Raw genomic sequence first — 25,872 nt, 5'->3', positions numbered from 1 at the left:
TTTTAGGCATCTCCAAACGAAGCCTGCCCGGAGCCATCCTTGACCAAAATAATCGCGCTATTCTTGATCCTGGTGGCTGCAATCCAGGTGATCAAGCCGCTCGGCTGGCCTGGCCTTAAGAAGCGGTCTGATGCCTGGAAACTGGCAGCCGGCGTGGTCGCCGTCACCATCGGATCCGTTATTCTGACCGCACTGTTTCAGGGACTTTAAGTCCGCCCTGGAAGGAGATCCAATACCGTTTCATGAAGCTGCTTTGAGCCTGAGGCAACAATTGCACCTCGTGACGACAGCGATAACGGAGCGCCACTCCAATCCGTGATGCATCCCCCCGCTTCTTCAACGATAGGGACCAGCGCACAAATATCGAACGGATCAAGGTCCGGACCGTTCAGGCACACGTCCACCATACCCCGCGCCAAGGCACCGTAGGCCAGGCACCCGCCATCAAACCCCGTCATGGCGCCTTTGCTGTTCAAAGCTTCAAAGCCACTCCGGCTCTCACCGCAAAACGAATTCGGATTGGCCAGCGACAGGACCGCGTGATCCAAGTCCGCGTCTTTGCGGCTGGTGATGCACCGGCCGTTCAAGGTCGCTCCACCGCCCTTGATCCCACAATACCGGATATGTCCCATCGGTTGATCGATGACGCCTATGACAGGTTTCCCGTGGTGGCAGAGCGCAATCAGGACGCCGAAGTTGAGCAGCCGGGCACCGAACTGCCGTGTTCCGTCAATCGGGTCCAAGACCCAGACAAACTCCTTGTCGAGATCTTCTGCACCAAACTCTTCGCCGAGGATGCCATGGTCCGGATGACGGTGTGCGATCAGATCACGAAGCCGGTGTTCAACGGCTGTATCCGCTTCAGTCAAGGCAGAACGGTCGGCCTTGTACGAAACCGCGCCCTCACTGAACCAGGCTGTCCGCACGATTTCACCTGCGGCATCAGCTAGGTCATGAGCGGTCCGGCCAAACTCGGCCAGGTGATCAACCATGTCCAAACTCTGGCATGAAAGAAACGTCCTTAGCGCTTGATGACGTTCTCATCCGGATCATCTATTTCCGGATCATAGTCGGTCGCATCAAAGCCCAAGAGGTTCCAGGTCTGCTGCATGTGCGGCGGGAGCGGTGCGGACACATCAATTTTTCCGTGGCCGGAGGGGTGCGGAATGACGATCCGCCGCGCCAAGAGATGCAAACGGTTCTGGATACCGCCCGGCAGTTCCCAGTTTTCGATGTTGAAGTATTTATCATCCCCGATGATCGGGTGACCGATATGAGCTGCATGCGCGCGCAGTTGGTGTGTCCGGCCCGTAATCGGCTTCATCGTGACCCATGAGAGCTTCTGGCCGGATTTTTCGAAGACAGAGTAGAGCGAGACTGCGTGTTGTGCATCATCCGCGCCGCCTTGGCGGACCACCTGCATCCGCTCTTCTTCTTCATCGCGAGCGAGGAAGGTTGAAATCCGTCCCTGGTGCGGTTTCGGAACACCGGCAAGGATTGTCCAATACACCTTGCGCGTATTGCGATGGCGGAACGCCTTGGTCAGTTCCTGCGCCGCCTGACGGGTCCGCGCAACAAGAATGATCCCGGAGGTTTCCCGGTCAAGCCGGTGGACCAAGCGCGGCTTGTTGCCCTTCTGATCGGTGAACGCATCCAACATGCCATCCAGGTGGCGCTTCAAACCCGAACCACCCTGAACCGCAAGACCAGCCGGCTTGTTTAGGACCATGACCTGGTTGTCCTCATAGAGCAGCATGTCCTCGATAGCCTTTTTGTCGTCGGCAATCAGCTTGGTCGATTTCGGCCGGGCGTTTTTTTTGTCATCCGCCGGCAATTCAACACCGAGCGGTGGAATACGGATAATCTGCCCTTTGGCGATGCGCGTGTTGCTTTCCGCGCGCTTGCCATCCACCCGCACCTGTCCGGTCCGCAGCAGTTTTTGCAAGCGGCCAAAACCCAATCCGGGATAATGGGCCTTGAACCAACGGTCGAGGCGCATGCCCGCCTCATCAGCGGTCACTTTTTTCTGTTCAATCGCGGACATTTTTGGACTCGTTCAGCTGCAGCTTGAATGTGCTGCGCTCGATCTGGGCCTTCGCAGCGTCGCAAAGGCAAAACAAACATTCCGCCGCGTATAGGCGGATTTGGGCCGAAAGGAAAGGAAAACGTGCAGGCAGGCAGCCCGATGACCTCAAGATCCGCCAATGCGCATGACTGCAAGACCGGCGAACACCGCCAGAATGGACAGCACGACCGAGCCAACCACATAGATCAAGGCCAGCATTGTGTCGCCCCGCTCCCACAAGACCGACGTATCGAGAGAAAAAGCGGAAAAGGTCGTAAAGCCGCCGAGAAGACCCGTTGCAAGGAAATATCGCAGTGGTTGCAGGTGTGCGGCCTCATGCTTGACCAACCAGCCAACAAAAAGCCCCATGGCCAGCGAACCAATCACATTCACCGCCAAGGTACCGACCGGAAATCCGGGGCCAAACAACCGGAGGGTTGCCATCGACACGAGGTGCCGTCCGCCAGCGCCAATACCGCCACCGATCATAACCAGTAGAAGGTGATACAAACCAATCCGCCCTATTCCGTTATCTGCTCTCAGTCTTTGCCGGACCGGCCCCGTAAATCAACCATGACGTCTGGTTTCTTGCACACCAAAAGGCCGTTGCAGCTCACAGGCGGCGGGAGTTGCGTCACACATTCTCCGCGACATGGGCAAAGTCAGGGTAGATAGACCGGACCAATGCATCCACGCGGTCGAGTTCGTCGGGAATGTTCGCCAATTTTTCCCGTTCTTCGTCCAGAATGGCCAGAAAAACCCGCGCGCGCGCCTGGTTCACCTGATGCTGAGGCAACGTGGTTTCGCCGACAGCTGAGAGAATGACGCTGACCAGCCGGTCGGCAGCGTTGAGCCTGCCCCATAGATAGTCATGCTCGCGCCAGGACCTGTTGAAGAATGCTCCAAACATGTTGAGCTGTTTTCCCTTGAGCTCAAACCCGTCGGTGTAGAGGCTTTCGGCATCCTTCGGACTGATCCGGTCGACAAGGATCTCCGTGACTTCCGAAAAGTCGTTCCGCTGCAGGACCGGGAATGTGATCAGGTCATAAAAGCCGAAGCCGATATAGGCTTGGAGAAGTGCCCGATGCCGGTCCTTGTCCAGCGCCCCTCCTGCTGCCTCGGCAAAGAGTTCGTCCTGCAACCGATCCAGATCAGCCAGCCCCATCATAACGCTCAGCTGGTCTATCATTTGTTCTAGCGATTGAGCACAAGACGTGGAAGCGGGATCTTGCGCACAGAGCTCGTGGGCCGACTGCACAAATTGCCCTCCGTAGAACCGCTCCTGCCAACGCCACGACAAATGATCAACCTGCTCGTAAAGAAGGCCCTTCAGCCGGTCCAGGGCGGCGGTGTCTGGCGGTGGCAGTTTGGACGAGCGATCGTAGTTGTAGAACTCATTCAGCTTGCGAATAACAAACCGCAGGCGGCGGATCCGATAGTCGACGTCCAGCCCTTTCAGAAGTGCAATCACCGCCGGGTCGCTTCTGCCAAGCTCATCCGGACGATCAGATGGCAAGCTCAGGAAGTGATTGTAGAATTGGTTGAGCAGCCGCTCTTCCTGGCGAGTCCCGTCCTGGTTTGTATCGAAGGCTGTCACCAAGGTGGCAAGCCGTTCTGCCAGTGCATGCAGTTTCAAGGACTGATAGTTCAGGAAAGCAAATCCGGCCTGTTCAAAAGCCTTGACCGTCGCCTGTTTCCGGCAACGCGACACGACATCGGGCGTGATGGCCCGCCAGCTTGGCAAAATCCCGGACACGGCCTGTTCCACGATCGGGTTGGCGGTGTCGATCAATTTCGCCAGCCACCGACTGCGTCGATTGTTTTGCTCCAATTCCTTCAGATCATCCCCGATCGGCTCATTACGCGGGATGTGGGCTAGCGACGCCAAAATAACCCGGAAAAAGCCGGGCAGTTCAGTGACACCCCTCTCCTCGGCCGCGTATTCAAGCGGGGTTGGATCGACATACAATAACCGCCGCGACACCTCCCTTGCCGCAGGGCGGTCCTTGATGACATCGATCACTGGCGCGAAAGGCTTGTTCATCACCACACTGCCGTCCACAAAACAGTGACGCGAGGTCGTGTCATCATCGAGATGAAGTGCCCGGGACAAGAACCGGTCGCGATTGGCCCAGCGTTCCTTGCGGCGGGTGAGAACACGATCCATCTCAGCAATCGTTGCCGGGGGAAAGGCACCGGGAAACGACGATGTGGCACGAGCCGCGAACACCAATTCCGGAATGCTTTTTTCGTCGAATTGGCTGTCAATGAAATGGTTCGACCGATGCGAGGCATGGAAATGCAGAATGCGCCGGTGATCCCACTCCTCCACATAGTCCGGATCATCCAGCAAAATGCGTCGTTTGATACCGTTGTAATCGGTGATCGTCACAAAGAGATCGAGGGTTTGCCCCCTCGGAATCACAGTTCGTTCCTCTGGCCGTTTGATCTCCATCTTCTGGCTTGCATCGAGCATCCATCCGATGAACCGTTCTCCAGAAAACGGCGGGGAAAACCATCGTGACTGCATAAACTGGCGCAGCTTGTCACGTGTTTCAGGATCTTCAACCCGCCGGGAAAGCCGCGCAGACACCAACCGGTCCAGCATCGGTGATACCGACATCTTGAAGTATCGGGACAAGCCGTTCTGGGGCCGGGCAAGGCGGGTCACATCCGCATTTTTCAGCCACATCTCACTGTGACTGTCCAGCGGCAGGTCGTGGGCGATTGCGCGCCCGAGCATGATCCCGTTGACCCCACCCGCAGACGCCCCGGCAATCGCGTCGACGACAACACGAATATCTGCCTTAGGCGACAAGAGATTGAGTAGGTCTTCATAGGCAGCCTGGGACGGCGCCATATGCTGCGCACTGTACGGCTTTTCGCCGTTTTTGCTTTTCCGGTCTGCGCGATAAGACGACGCCCGCACCAAATTCAGAATTTCACGGCTCACACCATGCATGTAGATGGCAAGGGACACCCCGCCATATAAAACAAGCGCAAGTCTGAGCTCGACTTCCTTCATGGGATTGATTCGGTCCTTCTATCCAAATGCTACCGCAGAACGGCGCCCGTATCATTCATGTTGGCATTCGCCCCGCCCCTCGAAAGAATCTATCAGGCGTTTCTTATTCAAACCTGTTCACAGATGGTTTTTCGAAGCTGGCGTACCGCTTTCCCCTTAGAAACTCGTGCAAATTAATCTGCAGCGTTTTAGATTGCTGACAGGCAAGGCCATTGGCGCCAGCAGCCATTCAATCGCGGCGAACCGCCGGTGTGGATCAAGCGTTTATGGAAGATACGAAAAGCATCAAATCGGAGGACCGCGCCAAAGCGCCCAAGAAGACGCGGTCGAAATCCGGTTCGGAATTGCAAAAGCTCCGCAAGGACAATGCTGCCCTTCGGGCAGAGCTGGACGATCTGACCCTGCTTTATGAAGCAACGATTGAGCACAGTGAGGCAATCGAGGACCAGCTTGCTGGCCAGACCGCCAAGCTCGAAGTGCTCTCCGGCAAACTTTCGAAATATCTCTCTCCGCAAGTCTACAAGTCGATTTTCGAAGGGCGGCAGGAAGTCAAAATTGCTTCGACACGTAAGAAGCTCACCGTTTTCTTCTCCGATATCGCCGAGTTCACCGAGACCGCAGACCGGCTGGAATCGGAAGAACTTACAGCTCTTCTCAATCACTATCTGACAGAGATGTCGAACATCGCGCTCAAACACGGTGCAACCATCGACAAATATGTCGGCGATGCAATCCTGATCTTCTTCGGGGACCCGGAAACAAAAGGCGTGCGCGAAGATGCCCTCGCCTGTGTTCGGATGGCGATTAAAATGCAAATCCGCATGAGCGAATTGCAGGCGGATTGGCGCAAGGCTGGCATTTCCAAACCGCTGAAATGCCGGATGGGCATCCACACGGACTACTGCACTGTTGGCAACTTCGGCAGCGAGGACCGTCTCGACTATACGATCATCGGTCGGGGTGTAAACATTGCTTCCCGCCTCGAGAGCTTGGCGGCACCCGGGGCGATCACGATTTCCTTTGAAACCTACTCACAGGTCAAAGACCACATCGTCTGCCGGGAAACCGGCGATGCCACCGTCAAGGGGATCGCCTATCCGATCACGACCTTTGAAGTGCTGCGCGAAGAAATGCAGGAAGATTTTCAGTCAGCGGACAAGCTCATGGACATGTCCAAACAGCTTGAGGATCTTGCTTTCGAGCTGCCGTCGGAAATTGGCAGCAAAGAGCGTGAAAGCCTTGTCTCTTCGTTGAAAAATGCCTTGGCACGCCTCAACGAGGCGGATGACAAATAGATCTACTAAATCAACGGGCGTTAAAACGGGATCGACTTCACGCCCGAAGCTGATCACTCATAAATTGGTCGAGCATCTTGGGGCGTTTTCATCAAAACGACCGATGCTCTAGCTGCGTTCCTTGCGCAGCTTGTCCCAGTACTCCAGGCGCTTCCGCAGATCCCGTTCAAAACCGCGTTGCGGCGGATCGTAATAAGTCTTGCGGCCCAAATCCTGCGGGAAATAATCCTGACCGGAAAAGCCGTCTGGCGCGTCGTGGTCGTATTGATAGCCGTCGCCGTAACCTTCCTGCTTCATCAGCTTGGTCGGCGCATTCAAGATATGCTTGGGCGGCAGCAGAGACCCGCTGGTCTTGGCATCCCGCATCGCAGCCTTGTAAGCGGTGTATGCTCCGTTGGATTTTGGCGCGGTCGCCAGGTAGATCACGCACTGAGCAAGCGCCAGCTCACCTTCCGGCGAGCCAAGCATCTGGTAGGCGTCCCGGGCGGCATTGGCCTGAACCAGCGCATTGGGATCCGCAAGGCCGATATCTTCAACCGCCATCCGGATCAGGCGTCGGGCGAGATACATCGGATCTTCGCCGCCATCCAGCATTCGGCAAAACCAATAAAGCGACGCGTCCGGATCAGATCCGCGCACGGACTTGTGCAGCGCAGAGATGAGATTGTAATGGCCGTCCGCGCTCTTGTCGTAAATCGGGGCCCGGCGTTGCACGATTTCCTGCAGGCGTTCAGCATCGAACACCTCATCTTCGGCAGATGCCCGCCAAACATCTTCTGCCAGTGTGAGCGCGGAACGCCCATCACCATCTGCCATGCGGATGAGGACCCCACGCGCTTCGTCATCGAGCGGCAGCTTGCGCTCTTCCACCTCCTCAGCGCGCGCCAGAAGCTGTTCAATCGCCTCCTTGTTGAGCGATTGAAACGTCATCACATGAGAGCGCGACAGGAGCGCTGCATTGAGCTCAAAAGACGGGTTTTCCGTGGTCGCTCCAACAAGCGTGATCGTTCCGTCTTCCATCACGGGCAGGAAACTGTCCTGCTGAGCTCTGTTGAAGCGGTGGATCTCATCGACGAACAAGAGAGTTGCCCGCCCGCCCATGCGCCGTGCACGGGCGGCTTCAAACACTTTCTTGAGATCGGCAACACCTGAAAAAATGGCCGAGATCTGCTCGAATGCGAGATCAGTCTCGTTGGCAAGCAGGCGTGCAATCGTTGTTTTTCCGGTACCCGGAGGTCCCCAGAAGATCAGGGAACCGAGCGTCCGGGTTTTCAGCATCCTGGACAGCGTCCCCTCTGGTCCGAGCAAGTGGTCCTGCCCGACCACGTCCTCCAACCGTGCCGGACGCATGCGATCTGCCAACGGACGCGGCGCAGACGCAGCCAAACCAGAAGCTTCGAACAGATCACTCACGTACTTTGCCTGACTATCTCAGAACGATTTGGGACACCTTGCCGTCCCGTTCGATATCAAGACGCCAGATACGCGGTGGTGTCTTCGTGATCGTCTCCATCATGCGCGTGCTGTCGATCGACTGGTTGTTGATCGCACGGACGATGTCGCCCGGACGCAGGCCAACACGATCTGCCTGACCACCTCTGCGCACCTCTGCAATGATCACGCCTTCCGGCAGCCCGTCGAGCCCCAGCTCCTGAGCGACGGCGGGTGATAGGTTCATCACTGTCGCTCCTTCAAATGGCGAAAACTCAAGCAGTTCCCGTGTGTCGCGAGGAATGGTCTCCGGAGCCGGTTGCAAGCTGATGGATACGGTCTCTTCCCGCCCGGACCGCAGGACGGTAAACTCGGCACGTTCTCCGATCATCTTGGTGGCAAAGCGGTAGCCGAAAGCATTCGGGTCAATTACTTCCTTGCCGTCGATCGCGACAACCAGATCACTTACACGCAGATCAGCTTCATGGGCCGGGGAGCCGTCAAAGACAGCGGTCACCAAAACCCCTTTTGGACGGTCGAGAGACAAGGCTTCTGCAATTTCCGCACTGACAAGCTGAACAGTTGCCCCAAGCCAGGGCCGCTGAACCTTGCCACCCTGGTCTGCGGCGCGGGCAACATAGCGCGCCATATGTGCAGGGATTGCAAAACCGATGCCGTTCGATCCGCCAGAGCGCGAGAAAATCGCGGTATTGATCCCGACCAGCTTGCCCGTCATGTCAATCAGTGCGCCGCCGGAATTGCCCGGGTTGATCGCTGCATCGGTTTGAATGAAGAACTGGTAGTCCGTCACACCGACCTGCGTTCGAGCAAGCGCAGAGACGATCCCTTGCGTCACGGTCTGGCCAACCCCGAACGGATTGCCGATCGCAAGAACGATGTCACCGACTTCCAGCAAGTCCGCATCTGCGAATTCGACATGCTCAAAAAGGCCGCCTTCACGGATTTTCAACACCGCCAAATCCGTCTGCTCGTCCATCAGAACGATGTCCGCATCAAATTCACGCCGGTCGTTCAGCGCAACCCGGACTTCATCGGCGCCTTTGATCACGTGATGGTTGGTGATCACCGTTCCATCCGCGGAAATAATCACGCCGGAGCCAAGGGAAGATTCAACCCGTTCACGCGGCTGGCCAAACCCACCATTCGGTTGGCCGAAAAATCGCCGGAAAAACGGATCGTCAAAGAACGGTGACAGCTGCTGGCGCTGAACCACCTTGCGGCTTGCATAAACGTTCACAACGGCGGGAGCGACTTTCTTCACCAGGGGCGCAAAGGACAGCTTGATTTGCGCCGCACTGTCCGGAACAAGACGCAAGTCTGAAGGCGTCGGCTGTTGCGCTTGTGCCGCAGCTGATCCAATCCAGAACAATGCCAACAGACCTGCGGTGATGGCTTTCGTGCCGGACCTAGCCCGCGTTCCCAACAGACCCATGAACACTTCCCTTTTCCCGATTCTCAAATCTTCAAGATGCTTACACGGCAGATAGGGAAAAATGGAGGCAAATACAAAAAGAAAAGCCGCGGACCCTGCCCGCGGCTTTTCAACTTGTCATGAATTCTGAGATCAGGCGGAGCGCACTTGATGCAGGAACTTGCGCACCTCTTCATCGAGATGTTCCGCCTGGCTGGCCATGGCAACAGCTTCTTCAGAGAAGGATGTTGCCGCGCCGTTGGTCTGTTCAGACAAGGACGACACGTTCTGGACATCCTGAGAGACCTGAGACGTTCCACCGGCGGCGCGCTGGGTATTCTCAGCAATGCCTTGGGTCGCGTAGCTTTGCTCCGTGACAGCTGCAGCGACTTCGCTAACGGATTGGGTGATCTCGTCGATGGTCTTCTGGATGTCGCCAATCGCACCGACCGCATCATCCGTTGCACCGCGGATCGCATCAATCTGCTGCTGGATCTCGCCGGTTGCCTTACCGGTTTGAGCTGCAAGGTCCTTAACCTCGGAGGCAACAACCGCAAAGCCCTTACCGGCTTCCCCTGCCCGCGCCGCTTCGATCGTCGCATTCAAGGCAAGAAGGTTGGTCTGATCTGCAATGTCGCTGATGAGTGTGACAACTTCGCCGATCCGGTTGGCCGCTTCTGCGAGCGACTTCACGGTGTGGTTGGTTGTCTGGGCCCGGCGGGTCGCATCTGCTGCAACGCTGGAAGACCGCTCGATCAGAGTCGAGATTTCCTGAATAGAGCTGGACAGCTGATCGGACGCTGCTGCAATAGATTCCACTTCAGACAGGGTCTCTTTCGACATCTCGGCTGCTTTGGACGACGTCTCGCCAGCGCTTTCTGTCATCTGGCGCATGTTATTGGCAGATTCGCGCAAGGACGCTGCGGACTGGGCCACCTTGTCGACCACCGTACCGACGGTCGATTCAAAGTCGCCGGCAAGGCTTGCCAGCATTTCCTGTCGCTGCGCGGCCTGACGTTCGGCTGTTTCGGCTTGGTCTGCAGCGCGCTGCTCATTTTCTTCGGCTGCGTTCTGACGGATCTGCAGGACAGCACGGCCAATATCGCCGATCTCATCCTTGCGGCGAGCCGCGGTGATTTCAGCGTTCAGATCACCTTCCGCGATTGCATTCAGCGCACCGACCAGCGTCGTCAGCGGCTTGGTGATGTTGCGGGAGAAGAAGATCGCAACAACAGCTGCAATGGCGATTGCGATCAACGACCAGGTGACCATGGAGTTCCGCATGGCTGTGACGCTGGCAAAGGTCTCTTCAACGGTCTTTTCCGCAACAACCGCCCACTGGCGTCCCTGGAAGACCAAAGGCTTTGCGACCATCAAACGATCAACACCATCGGGTCCGGCCTCGATGCCGGCTTTTTCAACACCGTTGAGCGCAGACGCAACAACATCCCCGCTGTTCATCTCGTTAAGAGCTGTCGCACTATCTGAAAGTGGCTTGTTGGAAAGTGTGTAGCCTTCGGCGTTGACGACAAAAGCCTGGCCCGTTGTGCCGAGATCGGCGCGTGAGGAAACCACGTTATCGAGCACACCGGCATCGATCCGGATGGCAACCACGCCACCGAAGGAGATATCGCCGAAGGTATTTACGAACACCGGCGCTGCCACAAACATCGACGCGGAGTTGCCACCCGGCGCGTAGACTTCGAAGTTGCTGACCGCGACCTGGCCTGCTTCGACTTCCTTGGCCATTTCGAAAGCGGTTTGCAGACCTGTGTTGCCGCCACCGACTTCAGTCACCGGAAAAAGAAACTCATCGCCCTTGGCAACCGAGTACATGACCAGGCCGTTCGGATCCATGAGATAGACGTCGCCGTAACCACCCTTTTTCCAGATAGAGGCGAAGGAGCCGTGAATTTCGGAGTGGCGCCATGAGTACATGGACTTGTGGTCATCGCCCATCTTTTGAGCGCGCTCTTCAGCGGTGGCACCTGCCTTGTAGTAATCGAAGATTTCCTGGCGCTGCTTCTCCAGGTTCATGGTGGCGTTGGTCATGTTGACCAAGGCTTCCCCAATACCGGCACCCGTCGCCACATTGACAATTTCATTTTCGATGGAAGCAAGACGCGCTTCGAGCAATGCCGACTTGGCATTGACGACCATACCGAGTTCGCCTTCTGCGGCTTCGCGCAGACCGTCTCGTGCATTGAAGAAACCGATCACGCCGACTGCGGTACATGCACCGATCGTCAGGAAAACCATGAGCGCCGGTATCAAAAATGACAAACGAATAGACGGCCATTTGCTGGCCTTGGATGAGGAAGCTGAGTGGGTCAAAGTAATTCTCCTGGTCCCCCCGCGAGACATATTGGAAAAACTACCCAACGACCGTTAAAGTATTGATAATTCGCAAGTTACATTTCTGCTTGCGACCTTCATTAAGCCCTCCGAAACAAAAAAGGCAGACCCGAAGGCCTGCCTTTTCTTGATCGTTACACGCTCGACTTACGCTGCGTTTTCAGCCGCTTCTTCAGCTTCAACACGTGCCCGGTCGTCGGCGCCGCGTGCTTCCGGATCCCGGTCAACCAGCTCGATGACAGCCATCGGAGCGTTGTCGCCATAGCGGAAACCAGCTTTCAGAACGCGGGAGTAACCGCCTTCGCGTTCCTTGTAGCGCTCACCAAGCGTGTCAAACAGCTTCTTGACCATAGCAACGTCGCGAATCTGCGAGATTGCCTGGCGGCGTGCGTGAAGATCACCGCGCTTGCCCAAAGTGATGAGCTTGTCGATGATCGGCTTCATTTCTTTAGCCTTCGGCAGGGTCGTTACGATCTGTTCGTGCTTGATCAGCGACGCTGCCATGTTTGCGAACATAGCCTTACGGTGGCTAGCGGTCCGGTTGAGCTTGCGGCCGGATTTACCGTGGCGCATGGCCCTCTCCTTTGTCTTTCAGGCAGTCCGCTCTTTGTGTGTTGAGCGCTTGCCCGGTTGCTCCGTTAGGACGCGTACGCCCTTAATACTGATGATCTTCGTAGCGCTTGGCGAGATCGTCGATGTTCTCAGGCGGCCAGTTGGCCACTTCCATGCCAAGATGGAGACCCATCTGGGCGAGAACTTCCTTGATCTCGTTGAGCGACTTGCGGCCGAAATTCGGGGTCCGCAGCATTTCCGCTTCGGTCTTCTGAATGAGATCGCCAATATACACGATATTGTCGTTCTTCAGACAGTTTGCAGACCGGACAGACAATTCCAGCTCGTCGACTTTCTTCAGAAGCGCCGGGTTGAAAGCCAGTTCCGGGACAGTGTCCTCGGCGACTTCGCGCTGCGGCTCTTCGAAATTGACGAAGATGGAAAGCTGATCCTGCAGAATGCGTGCAGCAAATGCCACGGCATCATCCGGCTTGACGGAACCGTCGGTTTCAACAGTCAGGGTCAGCTTGTCATAGTCAAGAACCTGGCCCTCACGGGTGTTTTCCACCTTGTAAGAAACCTTCTTGACCGGAGAGTAGAGGCTGTCGACAGGGATCAGGCCAATCGGTGCGTCTTCCGGACGGTTCCGGTCTGACGAATGATAGCCCTTGCCTGTGTTGACAGTGAACTCCATGCGGATTTCAGCGCCTTCATCCAGGGTGCATAGCACCAGATCCGGATTGAGAACCTCCACGTCGCCAACGGTCTGAATGTCGCCTGCGGTCACAACACCAGGTCCCTGCTTGCGCACAACCATGCGCTTGGGGCCTTCACCTTCCATACGGATGGCGATTTCCTTGATGTTGAGAACGATGTCGGTGACATCTTCACGAACGCCGGGGATCGAGGAGAACTCATGAAGAACGCCGTCAATCTGTACCGCGGTCACAGCAGCACCCTGCAGAGAAGACAGCAGGATGCGGCGCAGCGCGTTGCCCAAGGTCAGGCCATAGCCACGCTCGAGCGGCTCGGCAACAACGGTTGCCAAGAAGCGCGGGTCATCACCCGGCTTGATCTCGAGTTTGGTCGGCTTGATAAGTTCTTGCCAGTTTTTTTGAATGGTCACGTTTTCGTCCCTTCGGCTATCCCGCCCGGGTCAATTCAATGCCGGGCTATTCTTTGCCATTTGGAGAAACAAGTACCTAAAGCTGGAAAGCCTTAGACGCGGCGGCGCTTGCGCGGACGGCAGCCATTGTGCGGAATCGGCGTCACGTCACGGATGGACGTGATGAGGAAACCGGCAGCCTGCAGAGCACGCAGAGCAGATTCACGACCGGAACCAGGACCACGGACTTCTACTTCCAGGGTGCGCATGCCGTGTTCAGCTGCTTTCTTCGCAGCATCTTCAGCAGCAACCTGAGCGGCATACGGCGTGGACTTACGGGAGCCTTTGAAGCCGAGTGCACCAGCGGAAGACCAGGAAATCGCGTTGCCTTGAGCATCCGTGATCGTGATCATCGTGTTGTTGAATGTGGAGTTCACATGCGCAACGCCAGAAGAGATGTTCTTGCGCTCGCGGCGACGCACGCGCGTCGTGTCTTTAGCCATTCTGTTGTCCTTGTATTGATCTCGTCACTGCCGTAATCCCGGCAGCTCCACCACCAATCGCAAAGCGATCTTATTTCTTCTTACCTGCGATCGGTTTCGCCGGACCCTTACGGGTACGTGCGTTCGTGTGCGTCCGCTGACCACGAACCGGGAGGCCGCGGCGGTGACGCAGGCCGCGATAGCAGCCAAGGTCCATCAGACGTTTGATGTTCATGGCAGTCTCACGGCGAAGATCACCTTCCACGAGGTAGTCGCGGTCGATGGTTTCACGGATCTGCAGAACTTCTGCGTCGGAAAGCTCGTTTACACGGCGGGCCGCATCGATGTTGTTCTTTTCGATGATTTCCTGGGCGAATTTCGCACCAATGCCGTGAATGTACTGAAGCGCGATAACCACGCGCTTATTCGTTGGGATGTTAACGCCAGCAATACGTGCCACGCTCGTCTCCATGTTTTGCGGGCAAAGCTTACGCCTGACCGCGTTTCAAAAAGCCCCGCGTCCGGTGGAGTCCGGCCCTTGCAGGGTACGAAAATGCCGGGGCAGCCCCGGCACAGAGAATGCCGGTCCCATGGGCATGGAACCGGCTTGACTGTAAGGTGAGCGCGTCGTTTAGCCGCTCTATACCTTCTCGTCAAGTCCCTGAAGCACGGATTCGATAGAAGCCGTTACGTCATCGATTGCCTGCATGCCATCAATGACGGACAGGAGACCTGTTTTCTCGTAGTAGGGAACAACAACCGCTGTATCCCGGTTGTAAGCTTTAAGCCGATCCTTGAAGACCTCAGGGTCGTCGTCCTTGCGAACCGGCTGACCGGCAGCCTTGGCTTCTTCCGCCCGGTTGATGATCCGGTCGACCAGTTTTGTCTGATCAACGCGAAGTTCAATCACGGCGTTCAGCTTCAGACTGTTTTCACTCAGCATGTCGTCGAGTGCTTCTGCTTGGGCCAATGTGCGTGGGAAGCCATCCAGGATAAATCCCTTCTTGGCGTCGTCCTCGGCAATCCGGTCCCGGATGATGCCGACAACGATTTCGTCTGACACAAGACCACCGGCGTCCATGACAGCCTTGGCCTGCAGTCCGACCGGGGTCTCCGCGGCGACAGCTGCACGCAGCATGTCTCCAGTGGAAAGTTGAGGAATACCATATTTCTCAACCAGCCTTGCGGCCTGTGTCCCCTTCCCCGCTCCTGGCGGTCCAACCAGAATGAGCCTCATCGACGTTTCCCCCTAAGTTTCGATTTCTTTACCAGCCCCTCATATTGATGCGCCAGCAAATGACCCTGGATCTGCGATACGGTATCCATTGTCACGCTCACGACAATCAACAAGGATGTTCCACCGAAATAGAACGGAACGCCAGTCGCCGAAATGAGGAATTCGGGTAATAGACAAACGATGGTGATGTAAATCGCACCAACGACCGTAATCCGGGTCAACACGAAGTCGATGTATTGGGCAGTGCGCTCACCTGGACGGATGCCTGGAATGAAGCCACCGTGTTTCTTCAGGTTGTCAGCGGTGTCGCTCGGATTGAAGACAATCGCTGTGTAGAAGAAACAGAAGAAAATAATCATGGCCGCGTAGAAGACCATGAACAATGGTTGTCCATGTCCGAGCAAAGCCGTGATCGTTGTCAGCCATTCATTGCCGCCACCTGCATTGAAGCCGGAAATCGTTGCCGGAACCAAAAGCAGCGAAGATGCAAAGATTGGCGGGATAACACCAGCTGTGTTCAGCTTGAGCGGCAGGAACGAGGTGTTGCCCTCGAACATGCGGTTGCCCATCTGGCGCTTCGGATACTGGATCAGAAGACGGCGCTGCGCGCGCTCCATAAACACGATAAACGCGATCACGACAACGGCCAGGAGGATGACTGCCAGAATGATGCCGGTTGCCAGCGACCCCTGACGGCCCAGCTCGAGCGTCTGCACGATCGCGGACGGCAGTCCTGCGACAATGCCCGCAAAGATAATCAGCGAAATACCGTTACCGATGCCGCGCGAGGTGATCTGCTCACCCAGCCACATCAGGAACATGGTGCCGCCAACAAGCGTGATCACGGTCGATGCACGGAAGAACCAGCCCGGGTCGGTCACAACATTGGTGGCGCCCTCAAGACCAACGGCGATCCCGTAGGCCTGGAATGCAGCCAATACAACGGTTCCGTACCGGGTGTACTGGTTGATAACCTTGCGGCCCTGCTCGCCTTCCTTCTTCAGCTGCTCAAGAGACGGAACGACCGTCGTCATGAGCTGCATGATAATGGAAGCGGAGATGTACGGCATGATGCCGAGGGCGAAGATCGCCATGCGCTCGACGGCACCGCCGGCGAACATGTTGAACATGCCAATGATACCGGACTGAGCCTGGTTAAAGGCCTGCGCGAAGGCTTCCGGGTTGATGCCGGGCATCGGAATGTAAGTGCCCAGTCGATAAACCAAAAGCGCCCCCAGCGTGAACCAGATGCGCTTTTTGAGTTCTTCAGCCTTGGCGAAAGCTGAGAAATTTAGATTTGACGCCAGTTGCTCGGCGGCCGATGCCATGCCCTACTCCGGTCAGATGCTTGCTGACAAATGGGAAAAGCCCAGGCTGTTAAGCCTGAGCTCCCAGAACGGCGACCTTGCCGCCTGCTTTTTCGATCGCTGCAACAGCGCCCTTGGAGGCACCGGCAACTTCAAAGGTCACTGCCGCGGTGAGTTCACCGGAAGCAACGAGGCGTACGCCATCGCGGACCCGCTTGACAACACCGGCTGCCTTGAGCGCTTCGACGGTAACCGCCTCAGACGCGTTCAGCTTGCCGGCATCAATCGCTTGTTGAACACGGCCAATGGACACAGTGTTGAAGTCCTTGGCAAAGATGTTCGTGAAGCCGCGCTTCGGCAGGCGGCGGTGAAGCGGCATCTGACCGCCTTCAAAACCCTTGATCGCCACGCCAGAACGGGATTTCTGACCTTTTACACCACGGCCACCGGTCTTGCCCTTGCCAGACCCGATACCGCGGCCAACGCGTGTGCGCTCGGAAGAGGCACCATCGTTGTCACGAAGTTCGTTGAGCTTCATGTCTTTTCTCCTCACCCCGTCCTTACGCGTCTTCGACGACGCGAACGAGATGCTGGACCTTATTGATCATGCCGCGCACTTCAGGTGTGTCCTTCAGTGTGGAACGGCGGTGCATCTTGTTCAGGCCGAGACCGACGAGCGTCGCGCGCTGGTCCTTCGGACGGCGCAGCGGGCTGCCGATCTGTTCGACCGTAACAGTCTTTTCGGTGTTCGCCATGGAACTAACCCTCATTCAGCTGGTGGCTGGCGCCGCTAAGGTCAAGCCTCAGCGGCAGCCGGAGCCGCCTCATCGTTGTTGTCACGGCGCCGGGACTGCAACACAGAGACCTTGAGGCCACGGCGGGCAGCGACGGAGCGCGGGCTGTCTTCTTTGGTCAGCGCGTTGAAAGTCGCACGAACCATGTTGTAAGGGTTGGATGTCCCCAAAGACTTTGCCACAACGTCCTGAACGCCAAGCGTTTCAAAGACCGCACGCATCGGACCACCCGCGATGATACCGGTACCAGCCGGTGCTGCGCGCAGCAGAACCTTACCAGCGCCGTGACGGCCTTCCACATCGTGGTGGAGAGTCCGGCCTTCACGCAGCGGCACACGGATCATCGTGCGCTTTGCAGCTTCAGTTGCTTTCCGGATGGCTTCCGGCACTTCGCGTGCCTTACCATGACCGAAGCCGACACGGCCCTTTTGATCACCAACCACGACGAGGGCTGCGAAACCGAAACGGCGGCCACCCTTGACCACTTTGGCAACGCGGTTGATGTGTACGAGCTTGTCGACGAATTCGCTGTCGCGCTCTTCGCGCTCGCGATTTTCTTGTCTCGCCATATTATACGTCTTCCGTACTTAGGAGCGCCAACGGGCGCTGGTCAGAATTCAAGTCCACCTTCGCGGGCAGCATCGGCGAGCGCTTTCACACGCCCATGATACTGGTAACCGCCCCGGTCGAACACGACCTGCTTGACACCTGCGGCAGCTGCACGCTCGGCGACAAGCTTGCCAACGGCTGCGGCTGCAGACACGTCGGCGCCCGTTTTCAGGCCGCCCTTCAGATCCTTTTCGATCGTAGAAGCGGAGACAATTGTATGTCCCTGCGCATCGTCGATGATCTGGGCATAGATCTGCTTCGACGAGCGGAAGATAGAAAGGCGCGGACGACCGTTCGCGGCTTTCTTGACTGAACGGCGCACGCGATCGCGGCGGCGTTCGAAAGCTTGTTTGCTGTTCGCCATGATCTCGGTCCGTTACTTCTTCTTGCCTTCTTTGCGGACGATGAACTCGTCTGCATAACGAACGCCTTTGCCTTTGTACGGCTCCGGCGGGCGGAATTCGCGGATTTCAGCTGCGACCTGGCCGACACGTTGTTTGTCGGTGCCAGAAACGCTGATTTCCGTCGGTTTCGCACATTTGATCTCGATGCCTTCCGGGATCGCGTAGATCACATCATGTGAGAAGCCGAGTGCCAGCTGAAGGTTTTGACCCTGGACCTGTGCACGGTAACCAACACCAGTGATCGCGAGGTCTTTCTTGAAGCCATCGGTCACGCCGGTGATCAGGTTCTGAACCATGGTGCGGCTCATACCCCACATGGAGCGAGCCGGCTTGGAGTCGTTACGCGGATCGATTTTGATCCCGTCATCAGTCATTTCGGCCAGAACGAGTTCATTGAGCATGAAAGACTTTTCGCCTTTCGGGCCCTTGATCGTAACTGTCTGACCGTCGATCGATGCCGTTACCCCGCTTGGCACGGGGACTGGCTTTTTGCCAATACGAGACATTTGACCAACCTTGTCGTTGTTTTAACAGCGAGAATGCCGCGTCAGAAGACGCGACACAGAACCTCGCCACCTACATTTTCGTCCCGCGCCTGATGGTCGCTCATGACGCCGCGCGGAGTCGAAATGATCGACACGCCCAGGCCATTAGAGACATGCGGGATGTTCTTCACCGACGAGTAAACGCGGCGGCCCGGCTTGGATACGCGCTCAATCGTGCGGATCACCGGCTCACCGTCGAAATACTTCAGTTCGATTTCCAACTCGGACTTACCGCCCTCGTATTCAACCGTGGTGTAGCCACGGATGTACCCTTCTTTTGCAAGCACATCAAGTACGTGTGCGCGCAATTTAGAATTTGGTGAGCTGACCTTGTTTTTGCGACGCAGCTGCGCGTTGCGAATCCGGGTCAGCATATCCCCCAACGGATCAGAAATTGCCATCGGAGTTTCTCCTTACCAGCTCGACTTGACCAGGCCCGGGATCTTACCCAGGGAGCCCAGTTCACGAAGCGCGATACGCGACATCTTCAGCTTGCGGTAATAACCGCGCGGACGGCCGGACACTTCGCAACGGTTGCGAACGCGGTTCGGCGCGGAGTTCCGCGGCAGTTTGGCCAGCTTCAGGCGGGCATTGAACTGCTCTTCAGGGCTCAAGGTATCGTCCTTGGCCATGGCTTTCAGAGCAGCACGCTTCTCGGCATACTTTTTGACAAGCTTCTCGCGACGCTTGTTCTTCTCGACTGCGCTTTTCTTCGCCATCGTGTTTCCCTTCCTTGCCCGTTACTTCGTGAACGGGAAGTTGAAAGCACGCAGAAGCTCGCGCGCCTCGTCATCGTTTGGCGCCGTGGTGCAGACGATCACGTCCATGCCCCAGATCTGGTCGACTTTGTCGTACTCGATTTCCGGGAACACGATGTGTTCTTTGATGCCCATAGCGTAGTTGCCGCGACCGTCGAAGCTCTTCGGGTTCAGACCGCGGAAGTCACGAACGCGCGGAAGCGCGATTGTGATCATGCGATCCAGGAACTCGAACATCTGCTGGCGGCGCAGGGTCACCTTGACACCAAGCGGCATGCCTTCACGAACCTTAAAGGTCGCGATTGACTTCTTCGCTTTGGTGATGACCGGCTTCTGACCGGCAATCGCTGCCAGATCTTCAGCTGCTGTACGCGCTTTTTTGGAGTCGCCTACGGCTTCGCCAACGCCAATGTTCAGGACGATTTTTTCCAGCTGCGGAACTTGCATAACGTTCTTGTACTGGAATTTTTCCTGAAGCTGCTTGCGCACGACTTCGTCATAATGCGTCTTGAGACGCGGTACGTTAGTGGTCTCAGCCATCGATCAGGTCTCCCGAACGCTTGGCCACACGAACCTTGGCACCATCGTCCTGCACCTTGAAGCCGACGCGGGTCGCCTTGCCGTCTTTCGGATCGGCCAGTGCGATGTTCGACAGGTGGATCGGTGCCTCTTTGGACACGATGCCAGCTTCCTGCGATTGGGTCTGCTTCTGGTGACGGCGAACCATGTTGATGCCGCGTACCAGCGCCTTGTTGTCAGCCGGCAGCATCTGGATAACTTCACCAGATTTGCCCTTGTCACGGCCAGTCAGTACGACCACCGTGTCGCCTTTTTTAATTTTCGCAGCCATCAGAGCACCTCCGGCGCGAGCGAAATGATTTTCATATGGTTCTTGGCGCGGAGTTCACGCGGCACCGGACCAAAGATACGGGTGCCGACTGGCTCCTTGTTATTATTCACCAGCACGGCCGCATTGCGGTCGAACCGGATCACGCTGCCATCGGGACGGCGGATATCCTTAGCCGTGCGCACGACGACAGCCTTCATCACGTCGCCCTTTTTAACGCGGCCCCGCGGAATAGCCTCTTTAACGGAGACGACGATGATGTCGCCTACCTGGGCATATTTGCGCTTGGAGCCGCCGAGCACTTTGATGCACATGACACGACGGGCGCCGGAATTGTCGGCGACGTCGAGGTTTGTTTGCATCTGAATCATGACTGGCTGCCTTGTTCTTCTATCGGCGCACCGTTACGCGGGCGCCTGATGCTCACCTGACGGAGCGTGATCACTGAGTAGTGACCACAGTCCAACGTTTGTTTTTCGAGATCGGCGCACATTCTTCAATCTGAACTGTGTCGCCAACCTTGTATTGGTTGCTTTCATCATGTGCGCGGTACTTCTTAGTCCGGCGCACAGTCTTTTTCAGCAGCGGGTGTGTGAAGCGGCGCTCCACATTCACCGTCACCGTCTTGTCATTGGCGTCGCTGACAACGGTGCCCTGCAGGATACGCTTTGGCATTGATCCGTCTCCTTATGCGGTCGCCGACACGCGCTTTTCGCGCATGATGGTCTGGATACGCGCGATATCACGGCGAATTTGCCGGACACGTGCAGTGTTTTCAAGCTGACCCGTAGCCTTCTGGAAGCGCAGGTTGAACTGCTCTTTCTTCAGGCCCTCAAGCTCTGTGCGGAGCTCGTCGAGGGTCTTAGCCCGTACATCGGTCGCCTTCATGGCTGTCTCTCCTGGCCTGCCTTATTCGCCGATACGCTGAACGAAACGGCACTTGATCGGCAGCTTGGCAGCGGCAAGACGCATTGCTTCACGAGCAACGTCTTCCGGCACACCGTCAATTTCGAACATGATCCGGCCCGGCTTGACACGGCAAGCCCAGTAATCCGGAGAACCCTTACCTTTACCCATGCGGACTTCAGCCGGTTTCGAGGAAACTGGCAGATCCGGGAAGATGCGGATCCAAACACGACCCGCACGCTTCATGTGACGGGTCATAGCACGACGGGCCGCTTCGATCTGACGAGCGGTAACCCGCTCCGGCTCCAGAGCCTTCAGACCGAATGCGCCGAAGTTGAGGTCAGTCCCCCCCTTCGACAAGCCGTGGATGCGGCCTTTGTGCTGCTTGCGGAACTTAGTGCGCTTCGGTTGCAGCATCGTTCTTCTCTCGTCTTTCTTATCTTACGAGCGGCAGGCAGCTTATATTAAGCTGCGCGCTCGCGGCCCCGATCCCGGCGTCCGCCGCGATCACCCTGGTTGCCTTCGGAAGCAGCCGTCGCACGGCGTTCGGACGCCATCGGGTCATGTTCCAGAATTTCACCCTTGAAGATCCAGACCTTCACACCGCACACGCCGTAAGCTGTGTGCGCGCTTGCAACACCGTAGTCGATGTCTGCACGCAGAGTGTGAAGCGGCACACGGCCTTCACGGTACCATTCGATACGCGCGATTTCCGCACCGCCGAGACGGCCGCCGCAGTTGATCCGAATGCCCTGTGCGCCCAGACGCATGGCGGACTGAACAGCCCGTTTCATGGCGCGGCGGAAAGCAACACGGCGTTCCAGCTGCTGAGCAATCGAAGCGGCAACCAATGTCGCGTCGATTTCCGGCTTGCGCACTTCAACGATGTTGAGATGCACTTCGGAGTTGGTGATTTCAGCAATCTTCTTGCGAAGACGCTCGATGTCCGCACCTTTTTTACCGATGACCACACCCGGACGACCGGAGTGAATGGACACACGGCACTTCTTGTGCGGGCGCTCGATAACTACCTTGGACACCGCCGCCTGCTTGAGTTCCTTCATCAGGTACTCACGAATGCGGAAGTCTTCGTGCAGAAGATCGCCGTACTCGTTTTTGTTCGCGTACCAGCGGGAGTCCCAGGTGCGGTTGATCCCGAGGCGCATGCCGATCGGGTTAACTTTGTGTCCCATCAGGCACTCTCCTCAACTTCGCGCACAACGATGGTCAGGTTCGAGAACGGCTTCTCGATCCGGCCAACCCGTCCGCGTGCACGGGCCTGGAAGCGCTTGATGACAAAAGCTTTGCCAACGTGAGCTTCGGCAACCACCAGGTTGTCGATGTCCAGGTCGTGATTGTTTTCCGCGTTTGCAATCGCAGACATCAAGGTTTTCTTGACGTCCTGCGCAATGCGCTTGCGGGAGAATGTCAGATCCGCGATTGCGGAACCGACTTTTTTACCGCGGATAGCAGCAGCAACGAGATTCAGCTTGCGGGGAGAGACACGGATCATCCGTGTCATCGCCCGAGCTTCGTTGTCAGCGAGCACCCGCTCACGCTTCGGCTTGCCCATCGTTACTTCCTCTTCGCCTTCTTGTCGGCGCCGTGTCCGTAATAGGTCCGGGACGGTGAGAACTCACCGAACTTGTGACCAATCATCTCTTCAGACACCAGCACCGGAACGTGCTTCTGACCGTTGTAGACGCCGAAGGTAAGACCAACGAACTGCGGGAGGATCGTCGAGCGGCGGCTCCAGGTCTTGATGACCTCGTTCCGGCCGGCCTCGCGGACCTTCTCCGCTTTCTTCAGCAGATACCCGTCGACAAACGGACCTTTCCAGATCGAACGTGCCACGATCCTGTCCCTTACTTCTTACGCGCGTGGCGGGAGCGGACGATAAACTTATCGGTCTGCTTGTTCTTCCGCGTGCGCTTACCTTTGGTCGGTTTACCCCAAGGAGTAACCGGATGACGACCGCCGGAGGTCCGACCTTCACCACCACCATGCGGGTGGTCGATCGGGTTCATGGCAACACCGCGAACGTGCGGTTTGATGCCCAGCCAGCGGGAACGGCCTGCCTTGCCGAGGTTCACATTGGAGTGGTCCGGGTTGGACACAGCGCCAATGGTTGCCATGCAAGTGCCGAGAACACGGCGCTGTTCACCAGACATCAGGCGCAGCGTTGTGTAACCTTGGTCACGGCCGACGATCTGAACGAATGCACCGGCAGAGCGAGCGATCTGGGCGCCTTTGCCCGGCTTCAGCTCGATGTTGTGCACAATCGTACCAACCGGAATGCGCGACAAAGGAGCCGCATTGCCCGGTTTCACATCAACGTTTTCACCGGCGACAACAGTGTCGCCTTCGGACAAGCGCTGCGGAGCCAGGATGTAGCTCAGCTCGCCGTCTTCGTAACGGATCAGAGCAATGAATGCGGTCCGGTTCGGATCGTATTCCAGGCGCTCTACCGTTGCCGGCACGTCCCACTTGCGGCGCTTGAAGTCAACAAGACGGTAAGTCCGCTTGTGACCGCCACTGCGGTTCGGAGACGTGATGCGTCCAGTGTTGTTCCGGCCGCCCTTTTTAGAAAGGCCTTCGGTCAAAGTCTTGACCGGCTTGCCCTTCCAAAGACCGGAGCGGTCAACCTGTACCAGCTGACGGCGGCCCGGGGACGTCGGATTGAATGTCTTAAGTGCCATTTTTCTTAAGTCCCCGTCTTAGAGCCCGGTGGCCACGTCGATTGCGTGACCTTCCTGCAGCGTTACGACGGCCTTCTTGAAGTCAGACTGGCGGCCAAGACGTCCGCGGAAGCGCTTCACTTTGCCCTTGCGGACAAGAGTGTTGACTGCCGTGACCTTGACGCCGAACAGTGCTTCGACAGCGGCCTTGATTTCCGGCTTGGTTGCATCATTGGCAACCTTGAAGACAACCTTGTTCTCTTCAGAAGCCATCGTCGACTTTTCGGTGATTACCGGGCCAACGATTTTGTCGTAGTGAGGAAGATTGCTCATTTAAAGCGCTCCTCAAGTGCGGACACCGCAGCTTTCGTCAACACCAGAGTGTTGGCGCGCAGGATGTCGTAAACATTGATGCCTTGAACCGGCAACACATCCAGGTGCGGAATGTTGCGGGACGCCAGTGCGAAGTTGTTGTCAACTTCGGCGCCGTCGATCACCAGAGCGCTGGTCAGGCCGAGCTTGTTCAGCTGGGACTTGAGAGCCTTGGTTTTCGCTTCAGCAGCCTTTGCATCTTCGACAACAACGATGCTGTCTGCCTTTGCTTTCGCGGACAGCGCATGCTTCAGGCCGAGGACGCGGACTTTCTTCGGCAGGTCATGGCCGTGATCGCGAACGACCGGACCGAATGCCTTACCACCGCCGCGAAACTGCGGAGCCTTTTTGTTGCCGTGACGCGCGCCGCCGGAACCTTTCTGGCGAACGAATTTCTTCGTAGAACCAGTAACTTCCGAACGACCAAGCGTCTTGTGGGTACCCGCCTGGCGCTTGGCAAGCTGCCAGCGCACAACGCGGTGGATCAAATCGGTGCGCGGCTCGAGACCAAAGATCTCGTCAGACACCGTGATCGAACCGGCCGCCCCACCTTCGAGGGTCTTGACCTGGAGTTCCATCACTCACTCTCCTTCCCGGCAGCCTCAGCCGCTTCGGACGCCTTGAAAGCACCCGGGACCGGAACGTTGTCCGGCAGCGCCTTTTTGATCGCATCGCGGACCTGGATCCAGCCGCCCTTGGCGCCCGGTACAGAGCCTTCGACCATGATCAGGCCACGCTCAACATCAGTGCGCACAACCTTGAGGTTCTGCGTGGTCACGCGGGCATCACCCATATGACCGGCCATCTTCTTGCCCTTGAACACGCGGCCCGGGTCCTGACATTGACCGGTAGAACCGTGTGAGCGGTGCGAGATCGAGTTGCCGTGCGATGCACGGCCACCACCGAAGTTGTGACGCTTCATAACACCGGCAAAGCCTTTACCGATGGAAGTTCCGGTCACGTCGACATACTGGCCTTCGACGTAGTGGTCAGCGGTGATTTCCGCGCCAACGTCGATCATGTTGTCCGCAGAAACGCGGAACTCGACCACTGTCCGCTTCGGCTCAACCTTTGCAACAGCAAAGTGACCGCGCAGTGCCTTCGGCGTATTTTTTACTTTACGGGTACCGGCACCGAGCTGCAGTGCGTTGTAACCGTTCTTTTCGTCAGTCCGGTGGGCAACCACCTGACAGTTTTCCAGCCGCAATACTGTGACCGGAACATGTTCGCCTGCATCGTTATAGATGCGGGTCATGCCCACTTTCTGAGCGATCACTCCAGAACGCATGGATGTGTCCCCTTCGCCTCGCCTCAGAGCTTGATCTCGACGTCGACGCCAGCGGCCAGGTCGAGCTTCATCAGCGCGTCCACGGTCTGCGGTGTCGGGTCAACGATGTCGAGAAGGCGCTTATGTGTGCGCATCTCGAACTGATCGCGGCTTTTCTTATCGATATGCGGTCCACGAAGTACGGTGTACTTCTCGATCCGCGTCGGCAGCGGCACGGGACCCCGTACCTGTGCACCGGTCCGCTTGGCCGTATTGACGATTTCCTTGGTGGAAGCGTCGAGAATACGGTGGTCAAAAGCCTTCAGGCGGATCCGGATATTCTGACCGTTCATTGTTGTTGTTCCCAATAAGACTGGCGGGCCTGCCCGCATTCACTTGTTCTAAG

Annotated in this window: 35 protein-coding genes and 1 pseudogene; 2 read left to right on the top strand and 34 right to left on the bottom strand. The window is 57.0% G+C overall.

Annotated features, from left to right (window positions below; genetic code table 11):
• The first annotated feature begins 39 nt into the window (after positions 1-39).
• Complete coding sequence (locus ACVDG4_RS00400) at positions 40-210, top strand: hypothetical protein (protein ID WP_008192193.1); 171 nt, start codon at positions 40-42, stop codon at positions 208-210.
• Here ACVDG4_RS00400 and ACVDG4_RS00395 read toward each other — a convergent pair.
• The 4 genes from ACVDG4_RS00395 to ACVDG4_RS00380 all read right to left on the bottom strand — a co-directional run bounded on the left by ACVDG4_RS00395 (position 207) and on the right by ACVDG4_RS00380 (position 5,090).
• Positions 207-992, bottom strand: a complete 786-nt coding sequence (locus tag ACVDG4_RS00395) for an inositol monophosphatase family protein (RefSeq protein WP_447233583.1) — start codon at positions 990-992, stop codon at positions 207-209. The genes ACVDG4_RS00400 and ACVDG4_RS00395 overlap by 4 nt on opposite strands.
• A gap of 29 nt (positions 993-1,021) precedes the next feature.
• Complete coding sequence (locus ACVDG4_RS00390; protein ID WP_133946876.1) at positions 1,022-2,044, bottom strand: RluA family pseudouridine synthase; 1,023 nt, start codon at positions 2,042-2,044, stop codon at positions 1,022-1,024.
• Between the two features lie 147 nt (positions 2,045-2,191).
• The gene (crcB, locus tag ACVDG4_RS00385) at positions 2,192-2,575 is read right to left on the bottom strand and encodes a fluoride efflux transporter CrcB (RefSeq protein ID WP_209178381.1); all 384 of its coding nucleotides are present in this window, start codon (positions 2,573-2,575) and stop codon (positions 2,192-2,194) included.
• A gap of 124 nt (positions 2,576-2,699) precedes the next feature.
• A complete protein-coding gene (locus ACVDG4_RS00380; protein WP_447233582.1) occupies positions 2,700-5,090 on the bottom strand; it encodes a patatin-like protein in 2,391 nt (796 codons plus the stop codon).
• Between the two features lie 470 nt (positions 5,091-5,560).
• Here ACVDG4_RS00380 and ACVDG4_RS00375 point away from each other — a divergent pair.
• Positions 5,561-6,385 (top strand): annotated as a pseudogene (locus ACVDG4_RS00375) (adenylate/guanylate cyclase domain-containing protein); the annotation flags it as partial.
• A gap of 108 nt (positions 6,386-6,493) precedes the next feature.
• Here ACVDG4_RS00375 and ACVDG4_RS00370 read toward each other — a convergent pair.
• From ACVDG4_RS00370 to rpsJ, 30 genes are all read right to left on the bottom strand, one after another.
• Positions 6,494-7,798: a replication-associated recombination protein A gene (locus ACVDG4_RS00370; RefSeq protein WP_447233581.1), complete on the bottom strand. Its 1,305-nt coding sequence runs from the start codon at positions 7,796-7,798 to the stop codon at positions 6,494-6,496.
• Positions 7,799-7,811: 13 nt separating this feature from the next.
• On the bottom strand, positions 7,812-9,269 hold the full coding sequence (locus tag ACVDG4_RS00365; RefSeq protein ID WP_447233580.1) for a DegQ family serine endoprotease: 1,458 nt from the start codon (positions 9,267-9,269) through the stop codon (positions 7,812-7,814).
• 132 nt (positions 9,270-9,401) lie between these two features.
• The gene (locus ACVDG4_RS00360; RefSeq protein ID WP_447233579.1) at positions 9,402-11,582 is read right to left on the bottom strand and encodes a methyl-accepting chemotaxis protein; all 2,181 of its coding nucleotides are present in this window, start codon (positions 11,580-11,582) and stop codon (positions 9,402-9,404) included.
• 168 nt (positions 11,583-11,750) lie between these two features.
• Positions 11,751-12,176: a 50S ribosomal protein L17 gene (rplQ, locus tag ACVDG4_RS00355; RefSeq protein ID WP_409688760.1), complete on the bottom strand. Its 426-nt coding sequence runs from the start codon at positions 12,174-12,176 to the stop codon at positions 11,751-11,753.
• Between the two features lie 82 nt (positions 12,177-12,258).
• A complete protein-coding gene (locus ACVDG4_RS00350; protein ID WP_008190287.1) occupies positions 12,259-13,281 on the bottom strand; it encodes a DNA-directed RNA polymerase subunit alpha in 1,023 nt (340 codons plus the stop codon).
• Positions 13,282-13,373: 92 nt separating this feature from the next.
• A complete protein-coding gene (gene rpsK / locus ACVDG4_RS00345; RefSeq protein ID WP_006936427.1) occupies positions 13,374-13,763 on the bottom strand; it encodes a 30S ribosomal protein S11 in 390 nt (129 codons plus the stop codon).
• A gap of 70 nt (positions 13,764-13,833) precedes the next feature.
• Entirely contained in the window at positions 13,834-14,202 is a 369-nt protein-coding gene (rpsM, locus tag ACVDG4_RS00340) for a 30S ribosomal protein S13 (RefSeq protein ID WP_133946869.1), read from the bottom strand.
• A gap of 180 nt (positions 14,203-14,382) precedes the next feature.
• Positions 14,383-14,979 (bottom strand): adenylate kinase, encoded by a 597-nt coding sequence (locus ACVDG4_RS00335; RefSeq protein WP_447233578.1) that lies wholly within the window; start codon positions 14,977-14,979, stop codon positions 14,383-14,385.
• Positions 14,976-16,307 carry a preprotein translocase subunit SecY gene (gene secY / locus ACVDG4_RS00330; RefSeq protein ID WP_447233577.1) on the bottom strand — a complete coding sequence of 444 codons (1,332 nt, stop codon included), beginning with the start codon at positions 16,305-16,307 and terminating at the stop codon, positions 14,976-14,978. The genes ACVDG4_RS00335 and secY overlap by 4 nt, the downstream gene beginning before the upstream one ends.
• 49 nt (positions 16,308-16,356) lie before the next feature.
• Positions 16,357-16,824: a 50S ribosomal protein L15 gene (gene rplO / locus ACVDG4_RS00325; RefSeq protein WP_008192103.1), complete on the bottom strand. Its 468-nt coding sequence runs from the start codon at positions 16,822-16,824 to the stop codon at positions 16,357-16,359.
• A 22-nt stretch (positions 16,825-16,846) separates the two neighbouring features.
• On the bottom strand, positions 16,847-17,041 hold the full coding sequence (gene rpmD, locus ACVDG4_RS00320; RefSeq protein WP_133946866.1) for a 50S ribosomal protein L30: 195 nt from the start codon (positions 17,039-17,041) through the stop codon (positions 16,847-16,849).
• A gap of 41 nt (positions 17,042-17,082) precedes the next feature.
• Positions 17,083-17,649, bottom strand: a complete 567-nt coding sequence (rpsE, locus tag ACVDG4_RS00315) for a 30S ribosomal protein S5 (RefSeq protein ID WP_008195825.1) — start codon at positions 17,647-17,649, stop codon at positions 17,083-17,085.
• A gap of 41 nt (positions 17,650-17,690) precedes the next feature.
• On the bottom strand, positions 17,691-18,053 hold the full coding sequence (gene rplR, locus ACVDG4_RS00310; RefSeq protein WP_133946865.1) for a 50S ribosomal protein L18: 363 nt from the start codon (positions 18,051-18,053) through the stop codon (positions 17,691-17,693).
• A gap of 12 nt (positions 18,054-18,065) precedes the next feature.
• Positions 18,066-18,599, bottom strand: a complete 534-nt coding sequence (gene rplF / locus ACVDG4_RS00305; RefSeq protein WP_055671481.1) for a 50S ribosomal protein L6 — start codon at positions 18,597-18,599, stop codon at positions 18,066-18,068.
• 41 nt (positions 18,600-18,640) lie between these two features.
• Entirely contained in the window at positions 18,641-19,039 is a 399-nt protein-coding gene (gene rpsH, locus ACVDG4_RS00300) for a 30S ribosomal protein S8 (RefSeq protein WP_133946864.1), read from the bottom strand.
• Positions 19,040-19,051: 12 nt separating this feature from the next.
• Entirely contained in the window at positions 19,052-19,357 is a 306-nt protein-coding gene (gene rpsN, locus ACVDG4_RS00295) for a 30S ribosomal protein S14 (protein ID WP_008189926.1), read from the bottom strand.
• Positions 19,358-19,378: 21 nt separating this feature from the next.
• Complete coding sequence (gene rplE, locus ACVDG4_RS00290) at positions 19,379-19,936, bottom strand: 50S ribosomal protein L5 (RefSeq protein WP_133946863.1); 558 nt, start codon at positions 19,934-19,936, stop codon at positions 19,379-19,381.
• Positions 19,929-20,246, bottom strand: a complete 318-nt coding sequence (gene rplX, locus ACVDG4_RS00285; protein ID WP_133946862.1) for a 50S ribosomal protein L24 — start codon at positions 20,244-20,246, stop codon at positions 19,929-19,931. Before rplX ends, rplE begins: the two co-directional genes overlap by 8 nt.
• Positions 20,246-20,614, bottom strand: coding sequence for a 50S ribosomal protein L14 (rplN, locus tag ACVDG4_RS00280; protein WP_008191626.1), 369 nt, complete (start codon positions 20,612-20,614; stop codon positions 20,246-20,248). The genes rplX and rplN overlap by 1 nt, the downstream gene beginning before the upstream one ends.
• A 70-nt stretch (positions 20,615-20,684) precedes the next feature.
• On the bottom strand, positions 20,685-20,918 hold the full coding sequence (gene rpsQ, locus ACVDG4_RS00275) for a 30S ribosomal protein S17 (RefSeq protein ID WP_008195414.1): 234 nt from the start codon (positions 20,916-20,918) through the stop codon (positions 20,685-20,687).
• Positions 20,919-20,930: 12 nt separating this feature from the next.
• The gene (gene rpmC / locus ACVDG4_RS00270) at positions 20,931-21,131 is read right to left on the bottom strand and encodes a 50S ribosomal protein L29 (protein ID WP_133946861.1); all 201 of its coding nucleotides are present in this window, start codon (positions 21,129-21,131) and stop codon (positions 20,931-20,933) included.
• Between the two features lie 21 nt (positions 21,132-21,152).
• Positions 21,153-21,566: a 50S ribosomal protein L16 gene (rplP, locus tag ACVDG4_RS00265; protein ID WP_133946860.1), complete on the bottom strand. Its 414-nt coding sequence runs from the start codon at positions 21,564-21,566 to the stop codon at positions 21,153-21,155.
• 47 nt (positions 21,567-21,613) lie between these two features.
• Positions 21,614-22,342 (bottom strand): 30S ribosomal protein S3, encoded by a 729-nt coding sequence (rpsC, locus tag ACVDG4_RS00260; protein WP_040450745.1) that lies wholly within the window; start codon positions 22,340-22,342, stop codon positions 21,614-21,616.
• A complete protein-coding gene (rplV, locus tag ACVDG4_RS00255) occupies positions 22,342-22,722 on the bottom strand; it encodes a 50S ribosomal protein L22 (protein ID WP_008197234.1) in 381 nt (126 codons plus the stop codon). Before rplV ends, rpsC begins: the two co-directional genes overlap by 1 nt.
• A 2-nt stretch (positions 22,723-22,724) precedes the next feature.
• Positions 22,725-23,003 (bottom strand): 30S ribosomal protein S19, encoded by a 279-nt coding sequence (rpsS, locus tag ACVDG4_RS00250; protein ID WP_133946859.1) that lies wholly within the window; start codon positions 23,001-23,003, stop codon positions 22,725-22,727.
• Positions 23,004-23,014: 11 nt separating this feature from the next.
• A complete protein-coding gene (gene rplB, locus ACVDG4_RS00245) occupies positions 23,015-23,848 on the bottom strand; it encodes a 50S ribosomal protein L2 (RefSeq protein ID WP_133946858.1) in 834 nt (277 codons plus the stop codon).
• 18 nt (positions 23,849-23,866) lie between these two features.
• The gene (locus tag ACVDG4_RS00240) at positions 23,867-24,160 is read right to left on the bottom strand and encodes a 50S ribosomal protein L23 (protein ID WP_008196252.1); all 294 of its coding nucleotides are present in this window, start codon (positions 24,158-24,160) and stop codon (positions 23,867-23,869) included.
• A complete protein-coding gene (gene rplD, locus ACVDG4_RS00235; protein WP_133946857.1) occupies positions 24,157-24,777 on the bottom strand; it encodes a 50S ribosomal protein L4 in 621 nt (206 codons plus the stop codon). The genes ACVDG4_RS00240 and rplD overlap by 4 nt, the downstream gene beginning before the upstream one ends.
• A complete protein-coding gene (gene rplC / locus ACVDG4_RS00230; protein ID WP_133946856.1) occupies positions 24,777-25,487 on the bottom strand; it encodes a 50S ribosomal protein L3 in 711 nt (236 codons plus the stop codon). The genes rplD and rplC overlap by 1 nt, the downstream gene beginning before the upstream one ends.
• Positions 25,488-25,510: 23 nt before the next feature.
• On the bottom strand, positions 25,511-25,819 hold the full coding sequence (rpsJ, locus tag ACVDG4_RS00225) for a 30S ribosomal protein S10 (protein WP_006936455.1): 309 nt from the start codon (positions 25,817-25,819) through the stop codon (positions 25,511-25,513).
• Positions 25,820-25,872: the final 53 nt, after the last annotated feature.

The sequence above is a fragment of the Roseibium sp. MB-4 genome, from assembly GCF_053005265.1.
The sequence above is the reverse complement of the archived record's forward strand: the minus strand, read 5'-3'. Positions and strand labels throughout refer to the sequence as shown.

Coding starts and splice junctions, on each gene's coding strand:
- ACVDG4_RS00395 (WP_447233583.1), bottom strand. CDS start 992: ATGGTTGATCACCTGGCCGAGTTTGGCCGGACCGCTCATGACCTAGCT.
- ACVDG4_RS00390 (WP_133946876.1), bottom strand. CDS start 2,044: ATGTCCGCGATTGAACAGAAAAAAGTGACCGCTGATGAGGCGGGCATG.
- ACVDG4_RS00380 (WP_447233582.1), bottom strand. CDS start 5,090: ATGAAGGAAGTCGAGCTCAGACTTGCGCTTGTTTTATATGGCGGGGTG.
- ACVDG4_RS00365 (WP_447233580.1), bottom strand. CDS start 9,269: ATGGGTCTGTTGGGAACGCGGGCTAGGTCCGGCACGAAAGCCATCACC.
- rplQ (WP_409688760.1), bottom strand. CDS start 12,176: ATGCGCCACGGTAAATCCGGCCGCAAGCTCAACCGGACCGCTAGCCAC.
- rpsK (WP_006936427.1), bottom strand. CDS start 13,763: ATGGCTAAAGACACGACGCGCGTGCGTCGCCGCGAGCGCAAGAACATC.
- ACVDG4_RS00335 (WP_447233578.1), bottom strand. CDS start 14,979: ATGAGGCTCATTCTGGTTGGACCGCCAGGAGCGGGGAAGGGGACACAG.
- secY (WP_447233577.1), bottom strand. CDS start 16,307: ATGGCATCGGCCGCCGAGCAACTGGCGTCAAATCTAAATTTCTCAGCT.
- rplO (WP_008192103.1), bottom strand. CDS start 16,824: ATGAAGCTCAACGAACTTCGTGACAACGATGGTGCCTCTTCCGAGCGC.
- rpmD (WP_133946866.1), bottom strand. CDS start 17,041: ATGGCGAACACCGAAAAGACTGTTACGGTCGAACAGATCGGCAGCCCG.
- rpsE (WP_008195825.1), bottom strand. CDS start 17,649: ATGGCGAGACAAGAAAATCGCGAGCGCGAAGAGCGCGACAGCGAATTC.
- rplR (WP_133946865.1), bottom strand. CDS start 18,053: ATGGCGAACAGCAAACAAGCTTTCGAACGCCGCCGCGATCGCGTGCGC.
- rplF (WP_055671481.1), bottom strand. CDS start 18,599: ATGTCTCGTATTGGCAAAAAGCCAGTCCCCGTGCCAAGCGGGGTAACG.
- rpsH (WP_133946864.1), bottom strand. CDS start 19,039: ATGGCAATTTCTGATCCGTTGGGGGATATGCTGACCCGGATTCGCAAC.
- rpsN (WP_008189926.1), bottom strand. CDS start 19,357: ATGGCGAAGAAAAGCGCAGTCGAGAAGAACAAGCGTCGCGAGAAGCTT.
- rplE (WP_133946863.1), bottom strand. CDS start 19,936: ATGGCTGAGACCACTAACGTACCGCGTCTCAAGACGCATTATGACGAA.
- rplX (WP_133946862.1), bottom strand. CDS start 20,246: ATGGCTGCGAAAATTAAAAAAGGCGACACGGTGGTCGTACTGACTGGC.
- rplN (WP_008191626.1), bottom strand. CDS start 20,614: ATGATTCAGATGCAAACAAACCTCGACGTCGCCGACAATTCCGGCGCC.
- rpsQ (WP_008195414.1), bottom strand. CDS start 20,918: ATGCCAAAGCGTATCCTGCAGGGCACCGTTGTCAGCGACGCCAATGAC.
- rpmC (WP_133946861.1), bottom strand. CDS start 21,131: ATGAAGGCGACCGATGTACGGGCTAAGACCCTCGACGAGCTCCGCACA.
- rplP (WP_133946860.1), bottom strand. CDS start 21,566: ATGCTGCAACCGAAGCGCACTAAGTTCCGCAAGCAGCACAAAGGCCGC.
- rpsC (WP_040450745.1), bottom strand. CDS start 22,342: ATGGGACACAAAGTTAACCCGATCGGCATGCGCCTCGGGATCAACCGC.
- rplV (WP_008197234.1), bottom strand. CDS start 22,722: ATGGGCAAGCCGAAGCGTGAGCGGGTGCTCGCTGACAACGAAGCTCGG.
- rplB (WP_133946858.1), bottom strand. CDS start 23,848: ATGGCACTTAAGACATTCAATCCGACGTCCCCGGGCCGCCGTCAGCTG.
- ACVDG4_RS00240 (WP_008196252.1), bottom strand. CDS start 24,160: ATGAGCAATCTTCCTCACTACGACAAAATCGTTGGCCCGGTAATCACC.
- rplD (WP_133946857.1), bottom strand. CDS start 24,777: ATGGAACTCCAGGTCAAGACCCTCGAAGGTGGGGCGGCCGGTTCGATC.
- rplC (WP_133946856.1), bottom strand. CDS start 25,487: ATGCGTTCTGGAGTGATCGCTCAGAAAGTGGGCATGACCCGCATCTAT.
- rpsJ (WP_006936455.1), bottom strand. CDS start 25,819: ATGAACGGTCAGAATATCCGGATCCGCCTGAAGGCTTTTGACCACCGT.